General features: G+C 70.7%; 20 protein-coding genes and 1 riboswitch. Of the genes, 14 read left to right on the top strand and 6 right to left on the bottom strand.

Annotated features, from left to right (window positions below; all coding sequences use genetic code 11):
- Window positions 1-123: 123 nt before the first annotated feature.
- From ACQUSR_RS10605 to ACQUSR_RS10565, 9 genes are all read left to right on the top strand, one after another.
- A complete protein-coding gene (locus ACQUSR_RS10605; protein WP_431042314.1) occupies window positions 124-813 on the top strand; it encodes a sigma-70 family RNA polymerase sigma factor in 690 nt (229 codons plus the stop codon).
- Entirely contained in the window at window positions 810-1,196 is a 387-nt protein-coding gene (rsrA, locus tag ACQUSR_RS10600; protein WP_431042313.1) for a mycothiol system anti-sigma-R factor, read from the top strand. The genes ACQUSR_RS10605 and rsrA overlap by 4 nt, the downstream gene beginning before the upstream one ends.
- Before the next feature lie 135 nt (window positions 1,197-1,331).
- Window positions 1,332-2,750: an HD-GYP domain-containing protein gene (locus ACQUSR_RS10595; RefSeq protein WP_431042312.1), complete on the top strand. Its 1,419-nt coding sequence runs from the start codon at window positions 1,332-1,334 to the stop codon at window positions 2,748-2,750.
- Between the two features lie 380 nt (window positions 2,751-3,130).
- Window positions 3,131-4,507: an HD-GYP domain-containing protein gene (locus tag ACQUSR_RS10590; RefSeq protein ID WP_431047495.1), complete on the top strand. Its 1,377-nt coding sequence runs from the start codon at window positions 3,131-3,133 to the stop codon at window positions 4,505-4,507.
- A 279-nt stretch (window positions 4,508-4,786) separates the two neighbouring features.
- Complete coding sequence (locus tag ACQUSR_RS10585) at window positions 4,787-5,794, top strand: tetratricopeptide repeat protein (RefSeq protein ID WP_431042311.1); 1,008 nt, start codon at window positions 4,787-4,789, stop codon at window positions 5,792-5,794.
- A 74-nt stretch (window positions 5,795-5,868) separates the two neighbouring features.
- Window positions 5,869-6,498 carry a peptide deformylase gene (gene def / locus ACQUSR_RS10580; RefSeq protein WP_431042310.1) on the top strand — a complete coding sequence of 210 codons (630 nt, stop codon included), beginning with the start codon at window positions 5,869-5,871 and terminating at the stop codon, window positions 6,496-6,498.
- 292 nt (window positions 6,499-6,790) lie between these two features.
- Window positions 6,791-7,549: a hypothetical protein gene (locus ACQUSR_RS10575; RefSeq protein WP_431042309.1), complete on the top strand. Its 759-nt coding sequence runs from the start codon at window positions 6,791-6,793 to the stop codon at window positions 7,547-7,549.
- Window positions 7,550-7,829: 280 nt separating this feature from the next.
- Complete coding sequence (locus ACQUSR_RS10570; RefSeq protein WP_304463851.1) at window positions 7,830-8,105, top strand: hypothetical protein; 276 nt, start codon at window positions 7,830-7,832, stop codon at window positions 8,103-8,105.
- A gap of 127 nt (window positions 8,106-8,232) precedes the next feature.
- Window positions 8,233-8,565: a hypothetical protein gene (locus tag ACQUSR_RS10565; protein ID WP_431042308.1), complete on the top strand. Its 333-nt coding sequence runs from the start codon at window positions 8,233-8,235 to the stop codon at window positions 8,563-8,565.
- Between the two features lie 81 nt (window positions 8,566-8,646).
- Here ACQUSR_RS10565 and ACQUSR_RS10560 read toward each other — a convergent pair whose 3' ends face one another.
- On the bottom strand, window positions 8,647-9,672 hold the full coding sequence (locus ACQUSR_RS10560) for a ribonucleotide-diphosphate reductase subunit beta (protein ID WP_431042307.1): 1,026 nt from the start codon (window positions 9,670-9,672) through the stop codon (window positions 8,647-8,649).
- Window positions 9,672-12,083 (bottom strand): ribonucleoside-diphosphate reductase subunit alpha, encoded by a 2,412-nt coding sequence (locus ACQUSR_RS10555; RefSeq protein WP_431042306.1) that lies wholly within the window; start codon window positions 12,081-12,083, stop codon window positions 9,672-9,674. Before ACQUSR_RS10555 ends, ACQUSR_RS10560 begins: the two co-directional genes overlap by 1 nt.
- A gap of 4 nt (window positions 12,084-12,087) precedes the next feature.
- Between ACQUSR_RS10555 and ACQUSR_RS10550 the strand changes: the two genes are divergently transcribed.
- Window positions 12,088-12,234 (top strand): hypothetical protein, encoded by a 147-nt coding sequence (locus ACQUSR_RS10550; RefSeq protein ID WP_431042305.1) that lies wholly within the window; start codon window positions 12,088-12,090, stop codon window positions 12,232-12,234.
- A riboswitch (cobalamin riboswitch) is annotated at window positions 12,209-12,366 on the bottom strand. It overlaps the preceding gene by 26 nt.
- Window positions 12,367-12,510: 144 nt before the next feature.
- Here ACQUSR_RS10550 and mctP read toward each other — a convergent pair.
- The 3 genes from mctP to ACQUSR_RS10535 form a co-directional block, all read right to left on the bottom strand.
- Window positions 12,511-14,160, bottom strand: coding sequence for a monocarboxylate uptake permease MctP (mctP, locus tag ACQUSR_RS10545; RefSeq protein ID WP_431042304.1), 1,650 nt, complete (start codon window positions 14,158-14,160; stop codon window positions 12,511-12,513).
- Window positions 14,157-14,429, bottom strand: coding sequence for a DUF3311 domain-containing protein (locus tag ACQUSR_RS10540; RefSeq protein ID WP_431042303.1), 273 nt, complete (start codon window positions 14,427-14,429; stop codon window positions 14,157-14,159). The genes mctP and ACQUSR_RS10540 overlap by 4 nt, the downstream gene beginning before the upstream one ends.
- Before the next feature lie 110 nt (window positions 14,430-14,539).
- On the bottom strand, window positions 14,540-15,319 hold the full coding sequence (locus ACQUSR_RS10535; protein WP_431047493.1) for a GntR family transcriptional regulator: 780 nt from the start codon (window positions 15,317-15,319) through the stop codon (window positions 14,540-14,542).
- Between the two features lie 233 nt (window positions 15,320-15,552).
- Here ACQUSR_RS10535 and ACQUSR_RS10530 point away from each other — a divergent pair, with 233 nt between their 5' ends.
- From ACQUSR_RS10530 to ACQUSR_RS10515, 4 genes are read left to right on the top strand one after another with little or no spacing between them, the layout of a single operon-like run.
- A complete protein-coding gene (locus ACQUSR_RS10530) occupies window positions 15,553-16,824 on the top strand; it encodes an extracellular solute-binding protein (protein WP_431042302.1) in 1,272 nt (423 codons plus the stop codon).
- A 4-nt stretch (window positions 16,825-16,828) separates the two neighbouring features.
- Entirely contained in the window at window positions 16,829-17,821 is a 993-nt protein-coding gene (locus tag ACQUSR_RS10525) for a carbohydrate ABC transporter permease (protein WP_431042301.1), read from the top strand.
- Window positions 17,818-18,648: a carbohydrate ABC transporter permease gene (locus ACQUSR_RS10520; RefSeq protein ID WP_431042300.1), complete on the top strand. Its 831-nt coding sequence runs from the start codon at window positions 17,818-17,820 to the stop codon at window positions 18,646-18,648. The genes ACQUSR_RS10525 and ACQUSR_RS10520 overlap by 4 nt, the downstream gene beginning before the upstream one ends.
- 9 nt (window positions 18,649-18,657) lie before the next feature.
- On the top strand, window positions 18,658-20,208 hold the full coding sequence (locus tag ACQUSR_RS10515) for a glycoside hydrolase family 3 protein (protein ID WP_431042299.1): 1,551 nt from the start codon (window positions 18,658-18,660) through the stop codon (window positions 20,206-20,208).
- A gap of 109 nt (window positions 20,209-20,317) precedes the next feature.
- Here the strand turns inward: ACQUSR_RS10515 and nagB are convergent, their stop codons facing one another.
- Window positions 20,318-21,103: a glucosamine-6-phosphate deaminase gene (gene nagB, locus ACQUSR_RS10510; RefSeq protein WP_431042298.1), complete on the bottom strand. Its 786-nt coding sequence runs from the start codon at window positions 21,101-21,103 to the stop codon at window positions 20,318-20,320.
- Window positions 21,104-21,120: the final 17 nt, after the last annotated feature.

Genomic DNA, 21,120 nt, shown 5'->3' with positions numbered 1-21,120 from the left:
CTCTACTGGTCGCAGCTGAAGGCCGAGCCTGCCGCCGAAATAGAAGCGGCGAGCGGACCGGATGGTCGTCTATTCTCCGATTCGAGCGGGTCCGCATCCGGTCCTGCCACAGTGTTGGAGGAGGTGGGTCAGGTCACTGGGACCGACGCGGGGGCCGACGGCACGAACGAGGGACCGATCGAAGGGCGGGCCGCGGAGACGGACGCCGAGCGCAACGCGCGCTTCGAGCGGGACGCGCTGACCTTCCTCGACCAGATGTACTCCGCCGCACTGCGCATGACGCGCAATCCGGCCGACGCCGAGGACCTGGTGCAGGAGACGTATGCCAAGGCGTATGCGTCCTTCCACCAGTTCCGTGAGGGCACCAACCTCAAGGCGTGGCTGTACCGCATTCTGACCAACACGTTCATCAACTCGTACCGCAAGAAGCAGCGTGAGCCGCAGCGCAGTGCCGCCGAGGAGATCGAGGACTGGCAGCTGGCGCGCGCCGAGTCGCACATGTCGACCGGGCTGCGCTCCGCGGAGTCCCAGGCCCTCGACCACCTTCCCGACTCCGACGTGAAGGAAGCCCTCCAGGCGATCCCCGAGGAATTCCGCATCGCGGTCTATCTCGCGGATGTCGAGGGGTTTGCGTACAAGGAGATCGCCGACATCATGGGTACCCCCATCGGTACGGTGATGTCCCGTCTGCACCGTGGGCGGCGCCAGCTGCGCGGTCTGCTGGAGGACTACGCCCGTGGACGCGGGCTCGTCCCGGCGGGCGCGGGCGCTGCGGCGGACGAAGGGCACGATCGGAAAGGCTCGGACTCATGAGCTGCGGAGAGCCGCACGAGACGGACTGCTCCGAGGTTCTCGACCATCTCTACGAGTTCCTCGACCACGAGATGCCCGACGGTGACTGCGCCAAGTTCGAGACGCACATCGACGAGTGCTCGCCCTGCCTGGAGAAGTACGGTCTGGAACAGGCCGTGAAGAAGCTCGTCAAGCGCTGCTGCGGACATGACGACGTGCCCCGCGACCTGCGGTCGAAGGTGATGGGCCGGATCGAGCTGATTCGCTCCGGGCAGGTGGCGCCCGAGATGGACCTGCGCAGTCCGCTGCACGGTGAGTGCGGCGAGCCGGACCGGCCGGGCGCTGCCCAGACGGATCGGCCGACCACAGCCCAGGCGGATCTGCCCACCGCCGCCCAGGACTGAACCCCGATCTCACCCGAAGGTGTGCATTAGACGGGCTCATACGGCCTAATCCTCCGATGCGCCCGCCTTGCTCCTCGCACGGCAATATCCTCCCCATCCTGACGGCGTGGCCTGAACGGATGGGAGGAGGGCGCCATGCGGGCACTTCCCCCGAGGGCGTGCGCCTATATCCTGTGCGCCGCCCTCTCGGCGGCGGTGTGCGCCGCCCCCGCCATGAGTCCGGACGCCGCGACGCCCTGGACCACCGTGCTGCCGGTCGCCGCGCTCTACGCCGCCGTGTGCATCGGCCCCTCGGCCGAGTGGGGCACCCCGGTGCTGCTCGCCGGGGCGATGTTGCTGCCACCGCCCGCCGCCGCGCTCGCCGCGGTACCCGGTGGGCTCGCGGGCCCGGCCGAGCCGCCCGCCGCGGGCGCTCGCCGGGTCTGGCACGCGGCCCAGCTCGCCCTCGCCTCCGCCGCCGCGTCCTGGGTGTTCGGGCCGGGCTCCGCGTCCGTGTTCGGGGCGGCGGACGGCCCGCGGGCGGTCGCCGGTGCGGACCTGCCGTACGTGCTGCTGCCCGCCGCGGCCGCCGCCCTCGCCTTCTGCCTGGTGCGCGTCGCGCTGGAGGGCGGCGTTCTGGTCACCGCCGAGCACCACGGGCCGAGCACCGCCTGGCGCGGGCCGCTGGCGCGCTCGCTCGCACCGCACCTGGTCCACGGCTCGGCCGGACTGACGATGGCGCTGCTATGGCGCAGTTCCTACGGACCGACCGCCGCGCTCCTGGTGCTGCTGCCGATGTGCGTCTCGGCGTCCGTCTTCGCGCTCTACCACCGCAAACGCGCCGCCCACCAGGCCACCATCCGCGCCCTCGTCCAAGCGGTCGACATCAAGGACCGCTACACCCGCGGCCACAGCGAACGGGTCGGCCGCGCCTCGGTGATGATCGCCCGCGAGCTCGGCATGAGCGGCGAGCGACTGGAGGCGCTGCGGATCGCGGGCATCCTGCACGACGTCGGCAAGCTCGGCGTCCCCACCCGGCTGCTGCGCAAGGACGGCCCGCTGACCGCCGACGAGCGCCGGGTCATCGAACTCCATCCGGAATACGGACACGAGATGGTGCGTGGAATCGGTTTTCTCGAGGAGGCGCGGACAGCGATCCTCCACCACCACGAGCGGCTGGACGGCACCGGCTATCCGTACGGGCTCGCGGGGCGGGACATCCCCGAGTTCGCCCGGGTGGTGGCGGTCGCGGACGCGTTCGACGCCATGACCTCGACGCGTACGTACAGCAGGGCCCGCCCGGTGCCGTGGGCGGTGGAGGAGCTGAAGCGCTGCGCGGGCACGCACTTCGACCCCCGGATGGTGCGGGCGCTGGCGAGCGCGCTGGAACGGCACGGCTGGCACGCCGCGGTCACAGCGGACGCGCCGGAGCTCACGCCAGGCACGCGGGAGGGGCGCGGAAACGTCCCGCCAGCCCGCCCTGACAGCCCCCGCCCCTTGCCGTCCGCCACCCCGCAGGACGTCGTCGCCCCTGGTCACAGCCCTGGTGCCGGTCATCGAGGAGGCCGTTCGTGAACGGCGACCAGCGACACGGCGGAGGCGGCAGCCCCGAGCGCCCGGGCGGCGGGGGCGGGCTCGTCGCCACCGGGCCGCAGCCCGCCGGCCTCGGCCGCCCCCGTACGGACATGGACCTCGGCACGAACCCGGGCCCCGGCACGGACGCCAACCTTGATGCGGGCCCCGGCCCTGGTATCGGTATCGGTACGGGCGCGGAACCCGACACGTCCTCCGACACGTCCCCCGAAACCGCCCCCGGCCCCGCCGGGGAAACGTCGGCGGAGGCCGGGCGCGGCTCGCGGGCCCCCCGGCACGCGCGCGGCGGCGAGGCCGCCGCGAGCGAGCCGTCCGCGCGTGCTCCCCGCGCCTCCCGCACCGGGACGTACGCCGTGGGAGCGGTGTACTGCGCGGCCGGGGCGCTCACCCTGTTCGCGCTCGGGTGGACCCACTGGCACGGCGTCCGGGAGCCCGGAGTCGCGCTCGCCTTCGGCGCGCTGATCGCCGTCGGCGAGGCCCTGCGCTGGGACGACGGGCCGTCCGCGCGCGGCAACGCGGCCTGCGGCGGCTACGGCGCCGCGTACGCGGGCAGGGCGGGGGCCGGGTACATCGGTGCGTACCGCGGCAGGCCGGGGGCCGGGTACGCCGGGTACGCCCCGGGTCGCGAGCCCGGGAGCGCGGCGGGCGGTGAGCCGGGCCTCGGCGCACGGGAGCCCGCGCCCGTCGCCGCCGCGGGCGCTCTCGCCTACGCCCTGCTGGGGCGGCTCGGCGGTGAGCCCATCAGTCACGGCGCGCTCCAGGTCGTCGCCGTCGTGGTCGCCGCCGGACTGGTGGGCCTCACCCCGCGCGTGGCCCTCGGCCATCCGCCCCGGCTCGACCACCACGCGCGCCGGGTCCTCACCGTCGCCTTCGCCGCTGCCTGCTTCCAACCGCTGTACGGCGACGGCCGATTGTCCCAGTGGTGCGGCGACGGCCCCGCCCACGTCCTCTGCCTGCTCGTGCTGCTCGGGCTCACCGCGTTGTGCGACGCCGTGCTGGCCGCCGCGCTCGCCCACGCCCGCACCGGCTGGCCGTACGCGCCGCTGCTCCGCGACGAGCTGCGGGCACTGGCCTGTGTGGGGTCGGCGGTCTGCGCGACGGGGGTGGTGACGGCGCTGGCCGTGGCCGTCGCCGGGCTGTGGGCGCTGCCGGTGGTGTGCGTGCCGCTGCTGTTGACCCAACACGCCCTGCGCCGCTACACCGACGTCCGTGCCACCTACCGGCAGACCATCGCCTCGCTCGCCCGCTCGACGGAGATCGCGGGGTACACGCCCGCCGGTCACGCCCGCCGGGTCGCCGCGCTGAGCGGCGCGGTCGGCCGGGAGCTGGGGCTGTCCCGCCGTGAGCTGACCGTCCTCGAACACGCGGCCCTCATGCACGACATCGGGCAGCTGTCCCTGCTCGATCCGGTGCCGTCCGGCGCCACGGAGCAGCTGCCCGCGGCCGAGCAGCAGCGGATCGCCTTGCTGGGCGGCGCCGTCGTCCGGCAGACCGGGGCGCCCGCGCAGGTCGCGCAGATCGTCGAGCGGCAGGCGGACCCGTACCGGGAGCAGCCGCTGACCGCCCGGATCGTACGGGTGGCCAACGCCTACGCCGAACTGGCGCAGACCCTGGCCGACGCGGCGGACGGCCCGCTGCGCGCCGTGGAGCGGTTGCGGCTGGCCACGGCCCGCGACTTCGATCCGGCGGTGGTCGCGGCGCTCGGCCGGGTGCTCGCACGGTCCGGACCCACCGGATGAGGCACCGCGCGGGAGCTGCCCGGGCGCGGCATAACCCATGGGTAATGAGCCGTCGCCGGAACCGGCATGGTTGGATGCGAAGTGTGGGGAGTGGGGCGGCTCGCCAGCGGCAAGGAGGTGTGGTGGGGCACCGTTCCCTGGACGAATCTTGAGGGGCCGGGCTGAGATGTCCGCGAATGTGTGGCAGGTTGTCGTCAGGGGAGGGCGACAGGGGAGGGCGACGCCGTCCGGCTCAAGGCATCTGGTGCGGGACAACGGAGAAACCGGCAGGCGGGAATCGTGAAGATCTTCGGCAAGGTACGGCACCGGCCCTCCGCCTCTTGGCGGCAGGCCACCGACCGTGCGTTCACGCTCATCGGCGACGGCCGGTACGAGGACGCCGGCGCGCTGCTGACCCGGGCCGCCGATATGGAGCCGTGGCTGTCCGAGTCGTGGTTCAACCTGGCGTTGCTGCACAAGTTCCGGCATGACTGGGAGCAGGCGCGCGCCGCGGGCCTGCGCGCCGTCACCCTGCTGGACCGCGAGACCGGCGCCCCGGACTGGTGGAACGTGGGCATCGCCGCGACCGCCCTGCAGGATTGGCCGCTGGCGCGCCGCGCCTGGCAGGCGTACGGGCTCAAGGTGCCCGGCAAGCAGGACCCGGGCGCGGCCGTGGGCGAGCCGGTGGGCATGGAGCTGGGCAGCGCGGCGGTCCGGCTGTCGCCGGAGGGCGAGGCCGAGGTCGTCTGGGGCCGGCGGCTGGACCCGGCCCGTATCGAGGTGCTCAGCATCCCGCTGCCGTCGTCGGGGCGGCGCTGGGGCGAGGTCGTGCTGCACGACGGGGTCCCGCACGGTGAGCGGACGACGACGGGCGCGGACGGCACCGTGCGGGCCTACCCGGTCTTCGACGAGATCGAGCTGTGGGCGCCGTCCCCGGTGCCGACCTGGGTGGTGCTGCTGGAGGCGGCCACGGAGGCGGACCGGGACGCGCTGGAGCGGCTGGCGGCGGACGCGGGCTTCGCCGCCGAGGACTGGTCCTCGTCGGTGCGGTTGCTGTGCCGCTCCTGTTCGGAGAGCCGGATGCCCAGCGACGAGGGCGACGGGGAGCACCTGGACCCGCATGACCACAGCGAGCCGGGCCATCCGGGACCGCTGGGGCACCGCACCGCGGGCTCGGGGTCGCTGTGGGTGCCCGAGCGGGAGTGCGGGATCGCTGCCCCGGCCGGGCTGGTGCGGGGGCTGCTGGACGGCTGGGTCGCGGACAGCCCGGACACCCGTGAGTGGCGGGACCTGGAAGAGGTCTGCTGACGTCCCGGGCACCTCGGCCGCGCCGTACCCTGTAGGGCGACGGTTGACGGTTTGAGGAAGGCGTGCGGCGGACCATGGCACAGCAGGACACGGATCAGCGGGCGGACGACGAGTTCATCGACGACACGGTGGACGCGGAGGAGCGCGAGCTGGCGTATCGCGAGCGCGGCACCGTCCGCCCGATCACGGTCGTCGGCCACCCGGTGCTGCACCAGGAGTGCGACGACGTCACCGAGTTCGGTGACGAGCTCGCGTCGCTGATCGACGACATGTTCGCCAGCCAGCGGGCGGCGGAGGGCGTGGGCCTCGCCGCCAACCAGATCGGCGTGGGCCTGAAGGTGTTCGTCTACGACTGCCCGGACGACGAGGGCGTACGCCACGTCGGTGTGGTGTGCAACCCGGTGCTCGAAGAGGTCCCGGCCGAGCGCCGCCTCCTGGACGACTCCAACGAGGGCTGCCTGTCCGTGCCCGGCGCCTACGCCCCGCTGGCCCGCCCCGACTACGCGGTGGTGCGCGGCCAGGACGCCGAGGGCAAGCCGATCGCGGTCCAGGGCACGGGTTACTTCGCGCGCTGCCTCCAGCACGAGACCGACCACCTCTACGGCCGGCTGTACATCGACCGGCTCTCCAAGCGGGAGCGCAAGGACGTGATGCAGCAGATGGCGGAGCGTACGCCGCGCTACGAGGTCGTCCCGAACGACTGACGCGGCGCGTCCACGGCGGACGTCGGCGGTTCACCCCCAGGGGGGCGGAGGGTTCACCCATCCCGCCCCCCTTACGCATAACCGGATATTGGCATGAGCATGGCGCATGCACGGGGTCGGGTGAGGCAGGGTAGTGCACGAGGCGGCCGGGGGCACTTGGGGGGCGGCCGATCGTGGACCGACACGGGGGGCATAGCGACGTGAAACGGGCTTGTTGCTACTGCTAGTGTGCGCGTACTCGCAATGAGTAATCAGACCCCCCGTGCACATGTCAGAAGGGCCAAGGGTTTCCATGCGCAAGCTCCAACAGGCCGCGATCGTCGTCGCGGCGGTCGGCAGTCTGGTCACCGTAGGCGCCGGTACCAGCTACGCCGACGCTCCCCCCGGTGGGTACAACGGCGCCGGACAGCAGTTCCAGCCGCAGGGTCAGCCGCAGGCCGCGCCGCTCCCGGCGCCCGCTCCGCAGGCCGCGCCGCTCCCGGCGCCCGCCCCGCAGCCGGCACCCGCGCCGCAGGCCGCGCCGCTCCCGGTGCCCGCCCCGCAGCCCGCCGACCAGCAGGTCGCCCAGCCGCAGCCGGCGCCCGCTCCGCAAGCACCCGCCCCGCAGGCGCCCGCGCCTCAAGCGCCCGCCCCGCAGCCGGCTGCCCAGCCGCAGTCCACCACGCAGGCCGCCCAGCCGCAGTCCAGCCCGACCGAGCTGGGCTACGAGCACCACAGCGGCTACGAGCACCACAGCGGCTACAAGCACAACACCGGCTACTACCAGAACTCGGGCGGCCACCACCACGACGGCGGCCACGGGCACCAGGGCGGCCACCACCAGCAGGGCGGTCACCACCAGCAGGGTGGCCACCACCAGCAGCAGGGTGGCCACCACCACCAGCAGAAGGAACAGCGTCCGGTGAACAACTACGTGTTCCACCCGGAGCAGGAGTGCAGCCCGCAGACGGTCGTTCAGACCAACATCCCGATCGGGGTGTTCTCGCCGGCTGACACGAAGGGCTTCACCTGCCTCCAGCCGAACACCGCGTTCAACAAGTTCCACGGCTGAGGTCCGCCTCACGCCGACGCTCGCAGCGGGCCCCCTGGGGATCGGTCTCCAGGGGGCCCGCTGGCGCGCGTTACGCCCATCCGGGGCGTGTCGCCGTGCCGCGCTCGGGGCGTCGCACCCCAACTGCCTGGCGCTCAGCGGGGTTTCCGGGGCGCCGTCCATAATTCTTCCGCAAATCAGCGCGTCGTCGGACAAAATGGGATGTTCTTCCATTAACCTCCGTAACTGTACGAAGTTGGTCCAAAACGGACCGCATCGCGCTCAAACAAACGGAGAAGAAATGCGCAAGCTTCAGAAGGCTGCCGTGGTGGTAGCCATGCTCGGCAGCGTCGGCTTCGTTGGCGCCGGCACTGCCGCGGCCGGCGGCCACGGCCCGGACATCGACGTCAAGCAGCACAGCTCCTGCAAGTCCCACGACCTCAACGTGAACGTGCTGGGTGGGATCAACATCCTTGGCAACCTCCTGGGCAACCTGTTCGCCGAGGGCGAGAACGGCAACGCGTACGCCAAGACGGGCACGAGCCAGGACTGCAGCAACCACGCTCTCGGGCACTGAGCATCGCGCCCAGCAGGTGAGTAAGTAAGTGACATGGGTCCCGGCGTCCGAGCCACAAGCCCGGCGCCGGGACCCTTCTCTGATGTTCTGCCCGTCCGAACATCGATCACAAAAAGGGACGTGACGCATGGTCAGTTGGAAGAAGGTGGCGCTGGTCGCCGCGGTTCTCGCGGGACTGACGACGACATACGCGGGTGCGGCACAGGGCGCCCCGGCCGCCGCCTGCGAGCGGGACGACAGCGGCAACGTCGTCTGCAGCGACAAGACGGACTACCGCAGCAAGGACGGCAAGTATCACGTCAGCCAAGTCCAGTCATGCGTGACCGGACTCCTCTGGGGGAAGCTACCCCGGCCTACAGATCTGCTCTTCGACTGGGTGCAGTACGAGGAGCACCCGAAGCCCCAAGAGAAGGCGCGTGTGGACTGCTCCAACCACGCACCGAGCAACAAGGAGCGTTGAGCCATCGTCGCGGGCGCTCTTCTCACATAGCGGATGGCCGGAGCCGGGTGGGGACCCGGTCCGGCCATCGGCCGTTGTCTGTCAGAACTCGTCGTCGAACGAGACCGAGCCCTCCACGGCGACCTGGTAGGCCGAGGCGCGCCGCTCGAAGAAGTTGGTCAGCTCCTGGACGTTCTGCAGTTCCATGAAGGAGAAGGGGTTCTCCGAGCCGTAGCGGACCGGGAGCCCGAGGCGGACCAGCCGCTGGTCGGCCACGCACTGGAGGTAGTCGCGCATGGAGTCGGTGTTCATGCCCGGCAGGCCGTCCCCGCACAGGTCGCGGGCGAACTGCAGCTCGGCCTCGACGGCCTCCTCCAGCATCGCGGTGACCTGCTTGCCCATCTCCTCGTCGAAGAGGTCCGGCTCCTCCTGGCGGACGGTGTCCACGACCTGGAAGGCGAAGTCCATGTGCATGGACTCGTCCCGGAAGACCCAGTTGGTGCCGGTGGCCAGGCCGTGCAGCAGGCCGCGCGACCGGAACCAGTACACGTACGCGAAGGCGCCGTAGAAGAACAGGCCCTCGATGCACGCCGCGAAGCAGATCAGGTTGAGCAGGAAGCGGCGGCGGTCCGCCTTGGACTCCAGCCGGTCCAGCTTCTCGACCTCGTTGATCCACTTGAAGCAGAACTGGGCCTTCTCCCGGATGGACGGGATGTTCTCCACCGCGTCGAAGGCGGCGGCGCGGTCGTCCGGGTCGGGCAGGTAGGTGTCCAGCAGCGTCAGATAGAACTGGACGTGCACGGCCTCCTCGAAGAGCTGCCGCGACAGGTACAGCCGCGCCTCGGGGGAGTTGATGTGCTTGTACAGCGTGAGCACGAGGTTGTTCGCCACGATCGAGTCACCGGTGGCGAAGAACGCGACCAGCCGCCCGATCAGGTGCTGCTCGCCCGGCGAGAGCTTGGCGAGGTCGGCCACGTCGGAGTGGAGGTCGACCTCCTCCACGGTCCAGGTGTTCTTGATCGCGTCGCGGTAGCGGTCGTAGAAGTCCGGGTACCGCATCGGCCGCAGGGTGAGCTCGAAGCCCGGGTCCAGGAGGTTTTTCGAACGGCTTTCTGGGGTGTTGCTCATTACTGGCAGGCCTCGCAGGACTCGGGGTTTTCCAGGGAGCAGGCGATCGCCTCGGCGTCGGGCGTGGCCTGCTGGGCGGGGATCGGGGCGGCCGCGGTGGCCCCGTTGGCGCGCGCGGACTGTGCGATCCGGGTCGCCGGGCGCGAACGCAGGTAGTACGTGGTCTTGATCCCCTGCTTCCAGGCGTACGCGTACATCGAGCTGAGCTTGCCGATGGTGGGCGACGCCATGAAGAGGTTGAGCGACTGGCTCTGGTCGAGGTACGGGGTGCGCGCGGCGGCCATGTCGATCAGCGCGCGCTGCGGCACCTCCCACGCCGTGCGGTACAGGTCGCGGATGTCCTGCGGCACCCAGCCGAAGTCCTGGACCGAGCCGTTGGACTCGCGCAGCGCCTCGCGGGTCTGCGCGTCCCACACGCCGAGCCGCTTCAGGTCGTCCACCAGGTAGGAGTTGACCTGGAGGAACTCACCGCTGAGCGTCTCGCGCTTGAAGAGGTTGGAGACCTGCGGCTCGATGCACTCGTAGACGCCCGCGATGGACGCGATGGTCGCCGTCGGGGCGATGGCCAGCAGCAGCGAGTTCCGCATGCCGGAGGTGGACATCCGCGTGCGGAGCGCCTCCCACCGCTCGGGCCACGTCATCTGCGCGTCGGCGTAGTGGTCGGGGTGCAGCACGCCGCGTGCGGTGCGGGTCGCCGACCAGGCGGGGTGCGGGCCGTGCCGCTCGGCGAGGTCGCAGGACGCCTCGTACGCCGCGAGCATGATGCGCTCGGAGATCTTGGTCGACAGCGCCTTGGCCTCGGCGGAGTCGAAGGGCAGCCGCAGCCGGAAGAACACGTCCTGAAGGCCCATCAGACCCAGGCCCACCGGCCGCCAGCGGGAGTTGGAGGCCCCGGCCTCTTCCGTGGGGTAGAAGTTGATGTCCACCACGCGGTCGAGGAAGGTGACGGCCGTACGGACCGTGCGGTCCAGCTTCTCCCAGTCCATGTCGCCGTCCGCGCCCAGGTGCGCGGCCAGGTTGACCGAGCCCAGGTTGCACACGGCCGTCTCGCCGTCGTCGGTGACCTCCAGGATCTCGGTGCACAGGTTGGAGGAGTGGACGACCTTGCCGGGCTCGGCGGTCTGGTTGGCGGTGCGGTTGGCGGCGTCCTTGAACGTCATCCAGCCGTTGCCGGTCTGCGCGAGCGTCCGCATCATCCGCGCGTACAGCTGCCGGGCGGAGACGGTCTTGATGGCCTTGCCCTCGGCCTCGGCCTTGCGGTACGCCTCGTCGAACCGCTCGCCCCACAGGTCGACCAGCTCGGGAGTGTCGGACGGGGAGAACAGCGACCAGTCGGCGTCGGCCTCGACCCGGCGCATGAACTCGTCCGGGATCCAGTGCGCGATGTTGAGGTTGTGGGTGCGGCGGGCCTCCTCACCGGTGTTGTCCCGCAGCTCCAGGAACTCCTCGATGTCCGCGTGCCAGGTCTCCAGGTAGACGCAGGCCGCGCCCTTGCGGCGACCGCCCTGGTTGACGGCGGCGACCGAGGCGTCGAGGGTCCGCAGGAACGGCACGATGCCGTTGGAGTGCCCGTTCGTGCCTCGGATCAGTGACCCGCGGGCCCGGATGCGGGAGTACGACAGGCCGATGCCGCCGGCGTGCTTCGACAGCCGCGCCACCTGGTGGTAGCGGTTGTAGATCGAGTCCAGCTCGTCCAGCGGCGAGTCCAGCAGATAGCAGGACGACATCTGCGGGTGGCGGGTGCCGGAGTTGAACAGGGTGGGGGAGCTGGGCAGGTACGACAGCGTGCTGGTCAGCCGGTACAGCTCGCAGACGTCCTCCAGGGCCCGGTCCGAGAGGTCCTCGGCCAGCCCGCAGGCCACGCGCAGCAGGAAGTGCTGCGGGGTCTCGACCACCTGACGGGTGATGGGGTGGCGCAGCAGGTAGCGGCTGTGCAGGGTGCGCAGGCCGAAGTAGCCGAAGCGGTCGTCGGCGCCGTCGGCCAGCGTCTTGTCGACCAGGGTGTCCAGGCGGGCGGCGTGGGTCCGTACGAAGGCGGCCGTGGAGTCGGCGATCAGGCCCTCGCGGTGGCCCACCTCGACGGAGGCGGAGAAGGAGACCGCGCCCTGCCCGGCCGCCTCCTCGGCGATGGCGAGGGTCAGCAGCCGGGCGGCGAGCCGGGAGTACTCCGGTTCCTCGGAGATCAGGCCGGCGGCGGCCTCGGTGGCCAGGGCCCGCAACTCCGCCTCGTCGGACCCGGCGTGCCGGCCGCGCAGCGCGGCGGCGGCGACCTTGCCGGGGTCGGTGGCGGGAAGATCCGCGGTGAGATCGGTCAGGGTACGCAACAGGGCGGTTCCGGGCGCGTCGGTGGCGGCCGCGGAGCCCTTGGAGTCCTGGGCCGCTGAAACCGGATCGGCGGGCGCGATGGTCACGGAAGTGCTCTCCCTCGCTCGGCTGGGGGGCCAGGAGGGGTGGTGCGCGATGGGCGCATACGGGCGTGCCGTACCGGAGCAGGGCATGCCGCGCAGCGTCCACCGGCCCAACCCGCGAGGCCCGGACGTGTTCGAGGCCGTCGGCAGGTAGTCGGACTTCACGCGCACGCAAAAGCACACACGTACACCGTTGCGGGACAGTTCCGGATTCGCGCCGGATTCCCCTGCGGCGACAGCGAGGATGAGCATACATCTTGTGTTGACTGCCGCACGCGCCACCACATGTTGTGTCACTCGGTTTGAGCTTTCGCACGAATGTGCTATATCGGGAGGCTGTTGGAGGCGTACGCCGGCATGCGGAAGGGGCGCGGCGAGAGCGCCACGCCCCTGTCCTCCACGCTACCTCGCGGCTGTGCGCCGTGCGCCGTCAGTGTCCGCCCGGCGTCTTCACCGGCGCCGCCCCGGCCGCCTCCACGGCCGGCTCGGCCTTGGCGCGCGGGTCGCCCGCGTCCGCCGTGTAGTCCTCGGGGGAGGTCTCGTCGATGCCGTCGGGCGCCTTCAGGGCCCGCAGGACGACGGTCAGGGCGACCGTGACGGCCACGTTCAGGACGAAGGCGGTCAGGCCGATGTAGCCGATCTCACCAATGCCCGGGATCTCCTTCTGGCTGCCGCCGAAGTGCTTCTGGGTGGGGCTGGCCACGCCGTACGCCGCGACCGTGCCGTAGACCATGCCGACCGCCCACCCCGCGAGCAGCGCCCAGCGGTGGAACCAGCGGGTGAACAGACCGCCCACCAGTGCCGGGAAGGTCTGCAGGATCCAGATCCCGCCCAGTAGCTGGAAGTTGATCGCCACCGTCTTGTCCATGGTCAGGACGAAGGCCAGCGCGCCCACCTTGACCAGCAGGGAGACCAGCTTGGAGACCTTCGTCTCCTGCTCCGGGGTGGCGTCGGGCTTGAGGAAGTCCTTGTAGATGTTGCGGGTGAACAGGTTCGCCGCGGCGATCGACATGATCGCGGCCGGCACCAGCGCGCCGATGCCGATCGCGGCGAACGCCACGCCCGCGAACCAGTCCGGGAACATGTCCTCGAACAGCTGCGGGATGGCGAGCTGCCCGTTCTCCACCTTCACGCCCGCCGCGATCGCCATGAAGCCCAGCAGCGCCAGCAGTCCGAGCATCAGCGAGTACAGCGGCAGGATGGTGGTGTTGCGGCGGATCACCTCACGGCTGCGGCTGGAGAGCGTCGCGGTGATGGAGTGCGGGTACATGAACAGCGCCAGCGCGGAGCCGAGCGCCAGCGTCGCGTACGCCCACTGCGAGGCCTCCGGTGGCGCCAGTGCGCCGCGTGGCTTCCCGGTCGCCTCGTTCGGCTGCGAGAACGCCTCCCCGGCCTTGGCGAAGATGTCGTCGAAGCCGCCCAGCTTGATCGGGATGTAGATGATCGCCACCACGATGACGATGTAGATCAGGGTGTCCTTGACGAAGGCGATCAGCGCGGGCGCGCGCAGCCCGGAGGAGTAGGTGTACGCCGCGAGCACGCCGAAGGCGATGAGCAGCGGCAGGTCCTTGATGAACCAGTTGGTGTCCTCGCCGCCACCGACGCCCATCACGTCCAGCACCGCCTGGATGCCGACGAGCTGCAGCGCGATATAGGGCATCGTGGCGAGGATGCCGGTGACCGCGACGGCCAGCGACAGCCCCTTGGAGCCGAAGCGGCCGCGGACGAAGTCCGAGGTGGTGACGTACCCGTGCTTGTGCGACACGGACCACAGGCGGGGCAGGAAGGTGAAGATCAGCGGATAGACGAGGATCGTGTACGGGACGGCGAAGAAGCCGGCCGCGCCCGCCGCGTACACCGCGGCCGGGACCGCGACGAAGGTGTACGCGGTGTACAGGTCGCCGCCCAGCAGGAACCAGGTGATCCAGGTGCCGAAGCTGCGCCCGCCCAGACCCCACTCGTCGAGGTTGTCGGCGTTCTCGGCCGCCCGCCAGCGCGCGGCCATGAAGCCCATGACGGTGACGGCCAGGAAGAAGACGATGAAGACGGTGAGTGCCACGCCGTTCACTCCGTCGTTCACTTCGCCGCACCCCCCTCGCGGGACGCGCGCAGCGCCCGCTGCTCACGGCGGACCAGGACGTACGCGATCGCCGTCAGCCCGGTCGAGATCAGCACCCACAGCATCTGGTACCAGTAGAAGAAGGGGATCCCGAACGCCTTGGGGTCGACCTTCGCGTACGAGCCGACCCACAGCATCGCGACGAACGGCGTGACCAGGCAGAGACCGATCACCACACGCGAGGGTGTGACGACCGGTCTGATGCCTTGTGTACCGGGTTTTTCGGACATGCGGCGGCTCCGCCCCCTCGTTGATCACCTGCGGTAATGCGCACGAAATCTAGGCCAGGGGTACGACGCCCGTCACTACCTGTCCGTATATCGGTATGACAAACAAATGGTCAGCCGTTGGGCCGCTGAAGCCGCGCGACGAACTTGTAGCGGTCGCCGCGGTAGACCGAGCGCACCCACTCCACCGGCTCGCCGTTGGCGTCCAGCGAGTGCCGGGACAGCATCAGCATGGGCAGCCCGACGTCCGTGCCGAGCAGGCCCGCCTCGCGCGGGGTGGCCAGCGAGGTCTCGATCGTCTCCTCCGCCTCGGCCAGGCGGACGTCGTACACCTCGGCCAGCGCCGTGTACAGCGACGCGTACTTCACCAGGCTGCGCCGCAGGGCGGGGAAGCGCTTGGCCGACAGGTGCGTGGTCTCGATCGCCATCGGCTCCCCGCTGGCCAGCCGAAGCCGCTCGATCCGCAGCACCCGGCCGCCCGTGGCGATATCCAGCAGTTCGGCGAGCCGGTCGTCGGCGGTCACGTAGCCGATGTCGAGCAGCTGCGAGGTGGGCTCGAGGCCCTGGGCCTTCATGTCCTCGGTGTACGAGGTCAGTTGCAGGGCCTGGGAGACCTTGGGCTTGGCGACGAAGGTGCCCTTCCCCTGGATCCGCTCCAGCCGCCCCTCGACCACCAGCTCCTGGAGCGCCTGGCGCACCGTCGTGCGCGAGGTGTCGAACTCGGCGGCCAGTGTGCGCTCCGGGGGGACCGCGGTGCCGGGCGGCAGGGTCTCGGTCATCTCCAGCAGGTGCCGCTTGAGCCGGTAGTACTTGGGCACGCGTGCGGTGCGCGTCCCGCCGGTCCCGTTGCCGGTCTCGGCCGGAGACCCGGCCGTATCCCCGTCGGTCTCCATGACGCGCCTTCCCGCCTCCTGTCCTGCTGCCGTCACCGGCTCCTCCGTCTTCAGCGGCTCACATCGTGGCACGGCCAGGCGGCCCCTCGGCTCAGATGTCGTGTGATGTCGGTCCGGTAACGGAGCCGACAGCGACTCTTATACACCCTTGACACCCCTAAAGGTCTAGGCCAAGCTGCGGGGCACTGGTCTAAACCATTAAAGACCAATCCAGTCCTGTTGAGGAGTGTGCGGTGAAGCGTGGGCTCATAGCGGCGACCGGTGTCGCGGCAATGCTGGTGAGCGTCGCGGCCTGTGGGTCCGGCGACGGCGACAAGAAGTCGGGGGCGGACGGCTTCAAGGGGGAGACGCTCACCGTCTGGGCGATGGACGGCTCCACTCCCGACGGCTGGACCAAGGACGTCAAGGCCGAGTTCGAGAAGCGGACCGGCGCCAAGCTGAAGATCGAGACGCAGCAGTGGAACGGCATCCAGCAGAAGATCACCACCGCGCTGTCGGAATCCGATCCGCCGGACGTCATCGAGATCGGTAACACCCAGACCCCCGCCTACGCCGAGACCGGCGGCCTGGCCGACCTGACCGACCTCAAGAAGTCCATCGGCGCCGACTGGACCGAGTCGCTGAACCAGTCCGCGGTCTACGACGGCAAGCAGTACGCCGCCCCGTGGTACGCCGCCAACCGCGTCGTCCTCTACAACAAGAAGATCTGGGCCGAGGCCGGCATCAAGGAGATGCCGAAGACCCGCACCGAGTTCTTCAAGGCGCTGGACACGATCGAGAAGAAGACCGATGCCGAGCCGATCTATCTGCCCGGGCAGAACTGGTACTTCTTCGACGGCCTGACGATCGGCGCCGGCGCCGAACTGGTGAAGAAGGACGGCGACAAGTGGGTCTCCAACCTCGCCGACCCCAAGGTCGGCAAGGCCATGGACATCTACAAGCAGTACCAGTCCTTCAGCAAGGCCCCCAAGGACAAGGACGAGGCCACCCCGCAGCAGGGCGAGGTCTTCGCCAAGGGCAAGACGGGCGCCTTCATCGGCATGGGCTGGGAAGCCGGTGTGGCGATCAAGGCCAACCCGAAGATCGAGAAGGAGATCGGCTACTTCACCATCCCGGGGGAGACCGCCGGCAAGCCGGAGGGCGTCTTCCTCGGCGGCTCCAACCTCGCCGTCGCCGCGGGCAGCGAGAAGCAGGAGCTGGCCAAGGAGTTCCTGAAGATCGCGCTGTCCGACACCCTCGAGAGCCGGCTGGCCGAGGAAGCCGGCGTGATCCCGAACAAGGTCTCCCTGCAGACCGCGCTGAAGGGCAACGCCGCCGCCGAGGCCGCCGCCCCGGCGGTCAAGGCCGGCGGCACCACCCCGCTGATCCCCGAGTGGGCCGCGGTGGAGAACGCGCCGAACCCCATCAAGGCCTACATGACCGCCGTGCTGAACGGTGAGTCGCACGCGGATGCCGCCGAGTCGGTCGAGGACGAGCTGAACAAGCGCCTCAGCCAGGAGCGGTAACCAGATGGCAAGCACGTCGGCGCAAGCCAGACGGGCGGACACCGCCCCGCCGGCCGACGCCCCCGCCGGCGCGGGGCCCGCCAAGGGTCCCGCCCGCGGGCGTCCCCGGGCCACCGGCACCGCCCCCTATCTGCTGCTCCTGCCCGCGGTCGCCGCCACGCTGGTGTTCCTGGGCTGGCCCCTGGTGAAGAACGGCATGCTGTCGTTCCAGAACCTGAACATGAAGCAGCTCATCCAGCACCTCACCGAGTGGAACGGGACCGAGAACTACCGCGAGGCGCTGAGCAGCGACGAGTTCTGGCGCGTCACCGGCCGCTCGGTGGTCTTCACCGGCGTCAACGTCGTCCTGATCATGGTGCTCGGCACTCTGGTCGGGCTGCTGCTGGCCAGGCTCGGCAAGCGGATGCGGCTCCTGCTCTCGGTCGGGCTGGTGCTCGCCTGGGCGATGCCCGTCATCGCCGCCACCACCGTCTACCAGTGGCTGTTCGCCCAGCGCTTCGGCGTCGTCAACTGGGTGCTGGACAGGCTCGGCTGGCACTCGATGGCCGACTACAACTGGACCGGCAGCCAGTTCTCCACCTTCTTCGTGATCACCCTGCTGATCGTCTGGCAGTCGATCCCCTTCGTGGCGATCAACCTCTACGCCGCGACGACCACCATCCCCAAGGAGCTGTACGAGGCCGCGGCCCTGGACGGCGCCGGGACCTGGAAGTCGTTCACCTCGGTGACCTTCCCGTTCCTCAAGCCCTTCCTGCTCGCCACCACCTTCCTCGAGGTCATCTGGGTCTTCAAGGCGTTCCCGCAGGTCTTCGTGATCAACGAGGGCGGCCCGAACCGCCTCACCGAGACCCTCCCCGTCTACGCCTTCGTCGAGGGCTTCGGCAACCAGCACTACGGCATGGGCGCCGCGATCTCGGTGCTCACCATCGTGATCCTGCTCGGACTGACCGCCTACTACCTGCGAACCGTGCTCAAGCAAGAGGAGGACGAGCTGTGAAGCGCTCAGCGCTGGGGAGGATCTGGCCGAGTGCCACGGCCGTCGTCCTCTTCGTCGTCTTCGCGTTCCCGGTCTACTGGATGCTCAGCACGGCCTTCAAGCCGACGTCGGACATCGTCACCGAGGATCCGGTGTGGTTCCCGGCCAGCCCGACCCTGGAACACTTCAGGACCGCCCTGGAGGCCGAGAACTTCTGGACCCTGGTCGGCAACTCCCTGACCGTCACCGTGACGGCCGTCGGGCTCTCCCTGGTCATCGCGCTGCTGGCCTCGTTCGCCCTGGCCCGCATGCGGTTCAAGGGCCGCCGCGGCTTCATCCTGACGTTCATGATCGCCCAGATGGCGCCCTGGGAGGTCATGGTCATCGCGATCTACATGATCGTCCGGGATGGCGACATGCTCAACAGCCTGGTCCCGCTGACCCTCTTCTATATGGTCATGGTGCTCCCCTTCACCGTCCTCACCCTGCGCGGCTTCGTCGCCGCGGTGCCCAAGGAGCTGGAGGAGGCCGCCATGGTCGACGGCTGCACCCGGCCCCAGGCGTTCATCAAGGTGATCTTCCCGCTGCTGGCCCCCGGGCTGATGGCCACCTCGCTGTTCGGCTTCATCACCGCATGGAACGAATTCCCGCTGGTCCTCATCCTCAACAAGGACGCCGAGGCGCAGACCCTGCCACTGTGGCTGTCGAAGTTCCAGACGGCCTTCGGTGACGACTGGGGAGCCACGATGGCCGCGGCCTCGCTCTTCGCACTGCCGATCCTCCTCCTCTTCCTGTTCCTGCAACGCAAGGCGGTCGGGGGTCTCACCTCCGGCGCGGTGAAGGGATGACAGACCCTCATGACGACGCTCGCGCGCGCCTCCGACACCCTCACCCGGGACGCCCTCGCCGTCCTGCAACCCGGTTTCGCCGGCACCACCGCCCCTGACTGGCTGCTGCGCCGACTCGGCGAGGGGCTCGTCTCGGTCGGACTGTTCGGCCGCAACATCGCCTCGCCCGACCAGCTCGCCGACCTCACCGGGCGGCTGCGGGCCGAGCGCGCCGACCTCCTGGTCGCGATCGACGAGGAGGGCGGCGACGTCACCCGGCTGGAGGTGCGCACCGGCTCCTCCTTCCCCGGCAACCTCGCCCTCGGCGCGGTCGACGACACCGCGCTGACCCGCTCCGTCGCCCGCGAGCTGGGCCGCCGGCTCGCCGCCTGCGGCGTGAACCTCAACTGGGCACCGTCCGCCGATGTCAACTCCAACCCCGGCAACCCGGTCATCGGGGTCCGCTCCTTCGGCGCCGACCCCGAACTCGTCGCCCGGCACACCGCCGCGTACATCGAGGGCCTCCAAGGCGCCGGGGTCGCCGCCTGCACCAAGCACTTCCCCGGCCACGGCGACACCGCCGTGGACTCCCACCACGCCCTGCCGCGGATCGACGCCGACCCGGAGACCCTGGCGGCACGCGAACTGGTGCCCTTCCGGGCCGCCATCGCCGCCCGCACCAAGGCGGTGATGAGTGCCCACATCCTGCTGCCCGCGCTGGACCCGGAGCTGCCCGCCACCCTCAGCCCGGCCGCCCTGCACGGTCTGCTGCGCCTCCCCGTGGCCGACGGCGGCCTCGGCTTCGACGGCCTGATCGTCACCGACGGCATGGAGATGCAAGCCATCTCCGCCACCTACGGCATCGAGCGCGGCAGCGTCCTGGCGATCGCCGCCGGTGCCGACGCCATCTGCGTCGGCGGCGGGCTGGCCGACGAGGACACCGTGCTGCGGCTGCGGGACGCCCTCGTCGCCGCGGTACGCGACGGACGCCTCCCACAGGAGCGGCTGGCCGACGCCGCCGCCCGGGTACGCGCCCTGGCCCAGTGGGCGCGCCAGCCCGGTCGAGAGGGCGTGGCGGGCGCGGCGGTGGGGGCCGCGCCCGCCCCCGAGGTGGGGCTCGAGGCCGCCCGCCGCGCGCTGCGGGTAACGGCGGCCCCGGAACCGTACGCGCCGCTGACCGCCCCGGCGTACGTCGCCGCGTTCACCCCGATCGCCAACATCGCCGTCGGCGACGAGACGCCCTGGGGGGTGGCCGCCGAACTCACCCGGCTGTTGCCCGGCACCACGACCGACACCTACGGCCGGCAGCTGGCGGACCGCGACGGCGTGCTCGCGCTGACCGCGCAGGTGCTCGCTGCGGCGGCGGACCGCAGGATCGTCGCCGTGGTACGCGACGTCCACCGCCACCCCTGGATGGCCGACGCCCTGAACGCGCTGCTCGCAGCCCGCCCGGACACGGTCGTGGTCGAGATGGGCGTGCCCCAGGCGCCGCCGGCAGGGGCGCTGCACATCGCGACCCACGGCGCCGCCCGCGTCTGCGGTCGCGCGGCCGCGGAGGTCATCGCGGGCGTGCGGGTGTAGCCGGCGGTGGGCTTGCTCCCCTGCCCCTCCCCCTACGCCCTTGAGGGCGTGGGGGACCCCTGCCCTGGGCGGGCAGCCCCCGCCCAGGGCAGGGACTGCAGGCCCGGCCCTACAGCCCCTGCCAGCTCGGCTTCGCCGCGTACGTGGCGCGGAAGTAGCCGGCGAGCTTCAGCTTGGAGGCGGCCGCCTCGTCCACGACGACTGTGGCGTGCGGGTGCAGCTGGAGTGCCGAGGCCGGGCAGACCGCGGCGACCGGGCCCTCGACGGACTGGGCGACGGCCTCCGCCTTGCCCTCGCCGGTGGCGAGCAGCACCAGGTGGCGGGCGTCGAGGATGGTGCCGATGCCCTGGGTGATGACGTGGTGCGGCACCTGGTCGATGTCGTCGTCGAAGAAGCGCGCGTTGTCGACTCGGGTCTGCTGGGTCAGCGTCTTGATCCGGGTACGGGAGGCGAGCGACGAGCAGGGCTCGTTGAAACCTATGTGGCCGTCGGTGCCGATGCCGAGGAGCTGGAGGTCCACGCCGCCCGCCTCGGCCAGCGCCCGGTCGTACGCCTCGCAGGCGGCCTGGACGTCCTCGGCCGTGCCGTCCGGGCCGATGAAGGCCCCCTCGGTCAGACCCAGCGGTTCCACGACCTCGCGCAGCACGGTCGAGCGGTACGACTCGGGGTGCCCCGCGGGCAGGCCGACGTACTCGTCGAGCTGGCATATCCGGGCCCTGGAGATGTCCACGGCGCCGCCTCGGACCTTGGCCGTCAGGGCCTTGTAGACCGGCAGGGGAGTCGAGCCGGTGGCGACACCGAGCAGGGCGTCGGGCTTGCGGCGAACCAGGGCGGCCATGGCCTCCGCGATGAGCTCTCCGCCTGCCTTGGCGTCCGGGACGATGACAACTTCCACGTTGGCCTGCCGTTCTG

The sequence above is a fragment of the Streptomyces sp. P1-3 genome (genome assembly GCF_050613155.1).
Taxonomy (GTDB): Bacteria; Actinomycetota; Actinomycetes; order Streptomycetales; family Streptomycetaceae; genus Streptomyces.
Note: the sequence above shows the minus strand (reverse complement) of the source record. Positions and strands in the feature narration are given on the sequence as shown.

Bases quoted from the DNA above. Each gene is read 5' to 3' on its own strand.
- ACQUSR_RS10570 (WP_304463851.1), top strand. From the start codon at position 7,830: ATGCGCAAGCTTCAGAAGGCTGCCGTGGTGGTAGCCATGCTCGGCAGC.
- ACQUSR_RS10525 (WP_431042301.1), top strand. From the start codon at position 16,829: ATGGCAAGCACGTCGGCGCAAGCCAGACGGGCGGACACCGCCCCGCCG.
- ACQUSR_RS10575 (WP_431042309.1), top strand. From the start codon at position 6,791: ATGCGCAAGCTCCAACAGGCCGCGATCGTCGTCGCGGCGGTCGGCAGT.
- ACQUSR_RS10535 (WP_431047493.1), bottom strand. From the start codon at position 15,319: ATGGAGACCGACGGGGATACGGCCGGGTCTCCGGCCGAGACCGGCAAC.
- ACQUSR_RS10560 (WP_431042307.1), bottom strand. From the start codon at position 9,672: ATGAGCAACACCCCAGAAAGCCGTTCGAAAAACCTCCTGGACCCGGGC.
- ACQUSR_RS10515 (WP_431042299.1), top strand. From the start codon at position 18,658: ATGACGACGCTCGCGCGCGCCTCCGACACCCTCACCCGGGACGCCCTC.
- ACQUSR_RS10565 (WP_431042308.1), top strand. From the start codon at position 8,233: ATGGTCAGTTGGAAGAAGGTGGCGCTGGTCGCCGCGGTTCTCGCGGGA.
- ACQUSR_RS10540 (WP_431042303.1), bottom strand. From the start codon at position 14,429: ATGTCCGAAAAACCCGGTACACAAGGCATCAGACCGGTCGTCACACCC.
- def (WP_431042310.1), top strand. From the start codon at position 5,869: ATGGCACAGCAGGACACGGATCAGCGGGCGGACGACGAGTTCATCGAC.
- rsrA (WP_431042313.1), top strand. From the start codon at position 810: ATGAGCTGCGGAGAGCCGCACGAGACGGACTGCTCCGAGGTTCTCGAC.
- ACQUSR_RS10595 (WP_431042312.1), top strand. From the start codon at position 1,332: ATGCGGGCACTTCCCCCGAGGGCGTGCGCCTATATCCTGTGCGCCGCC.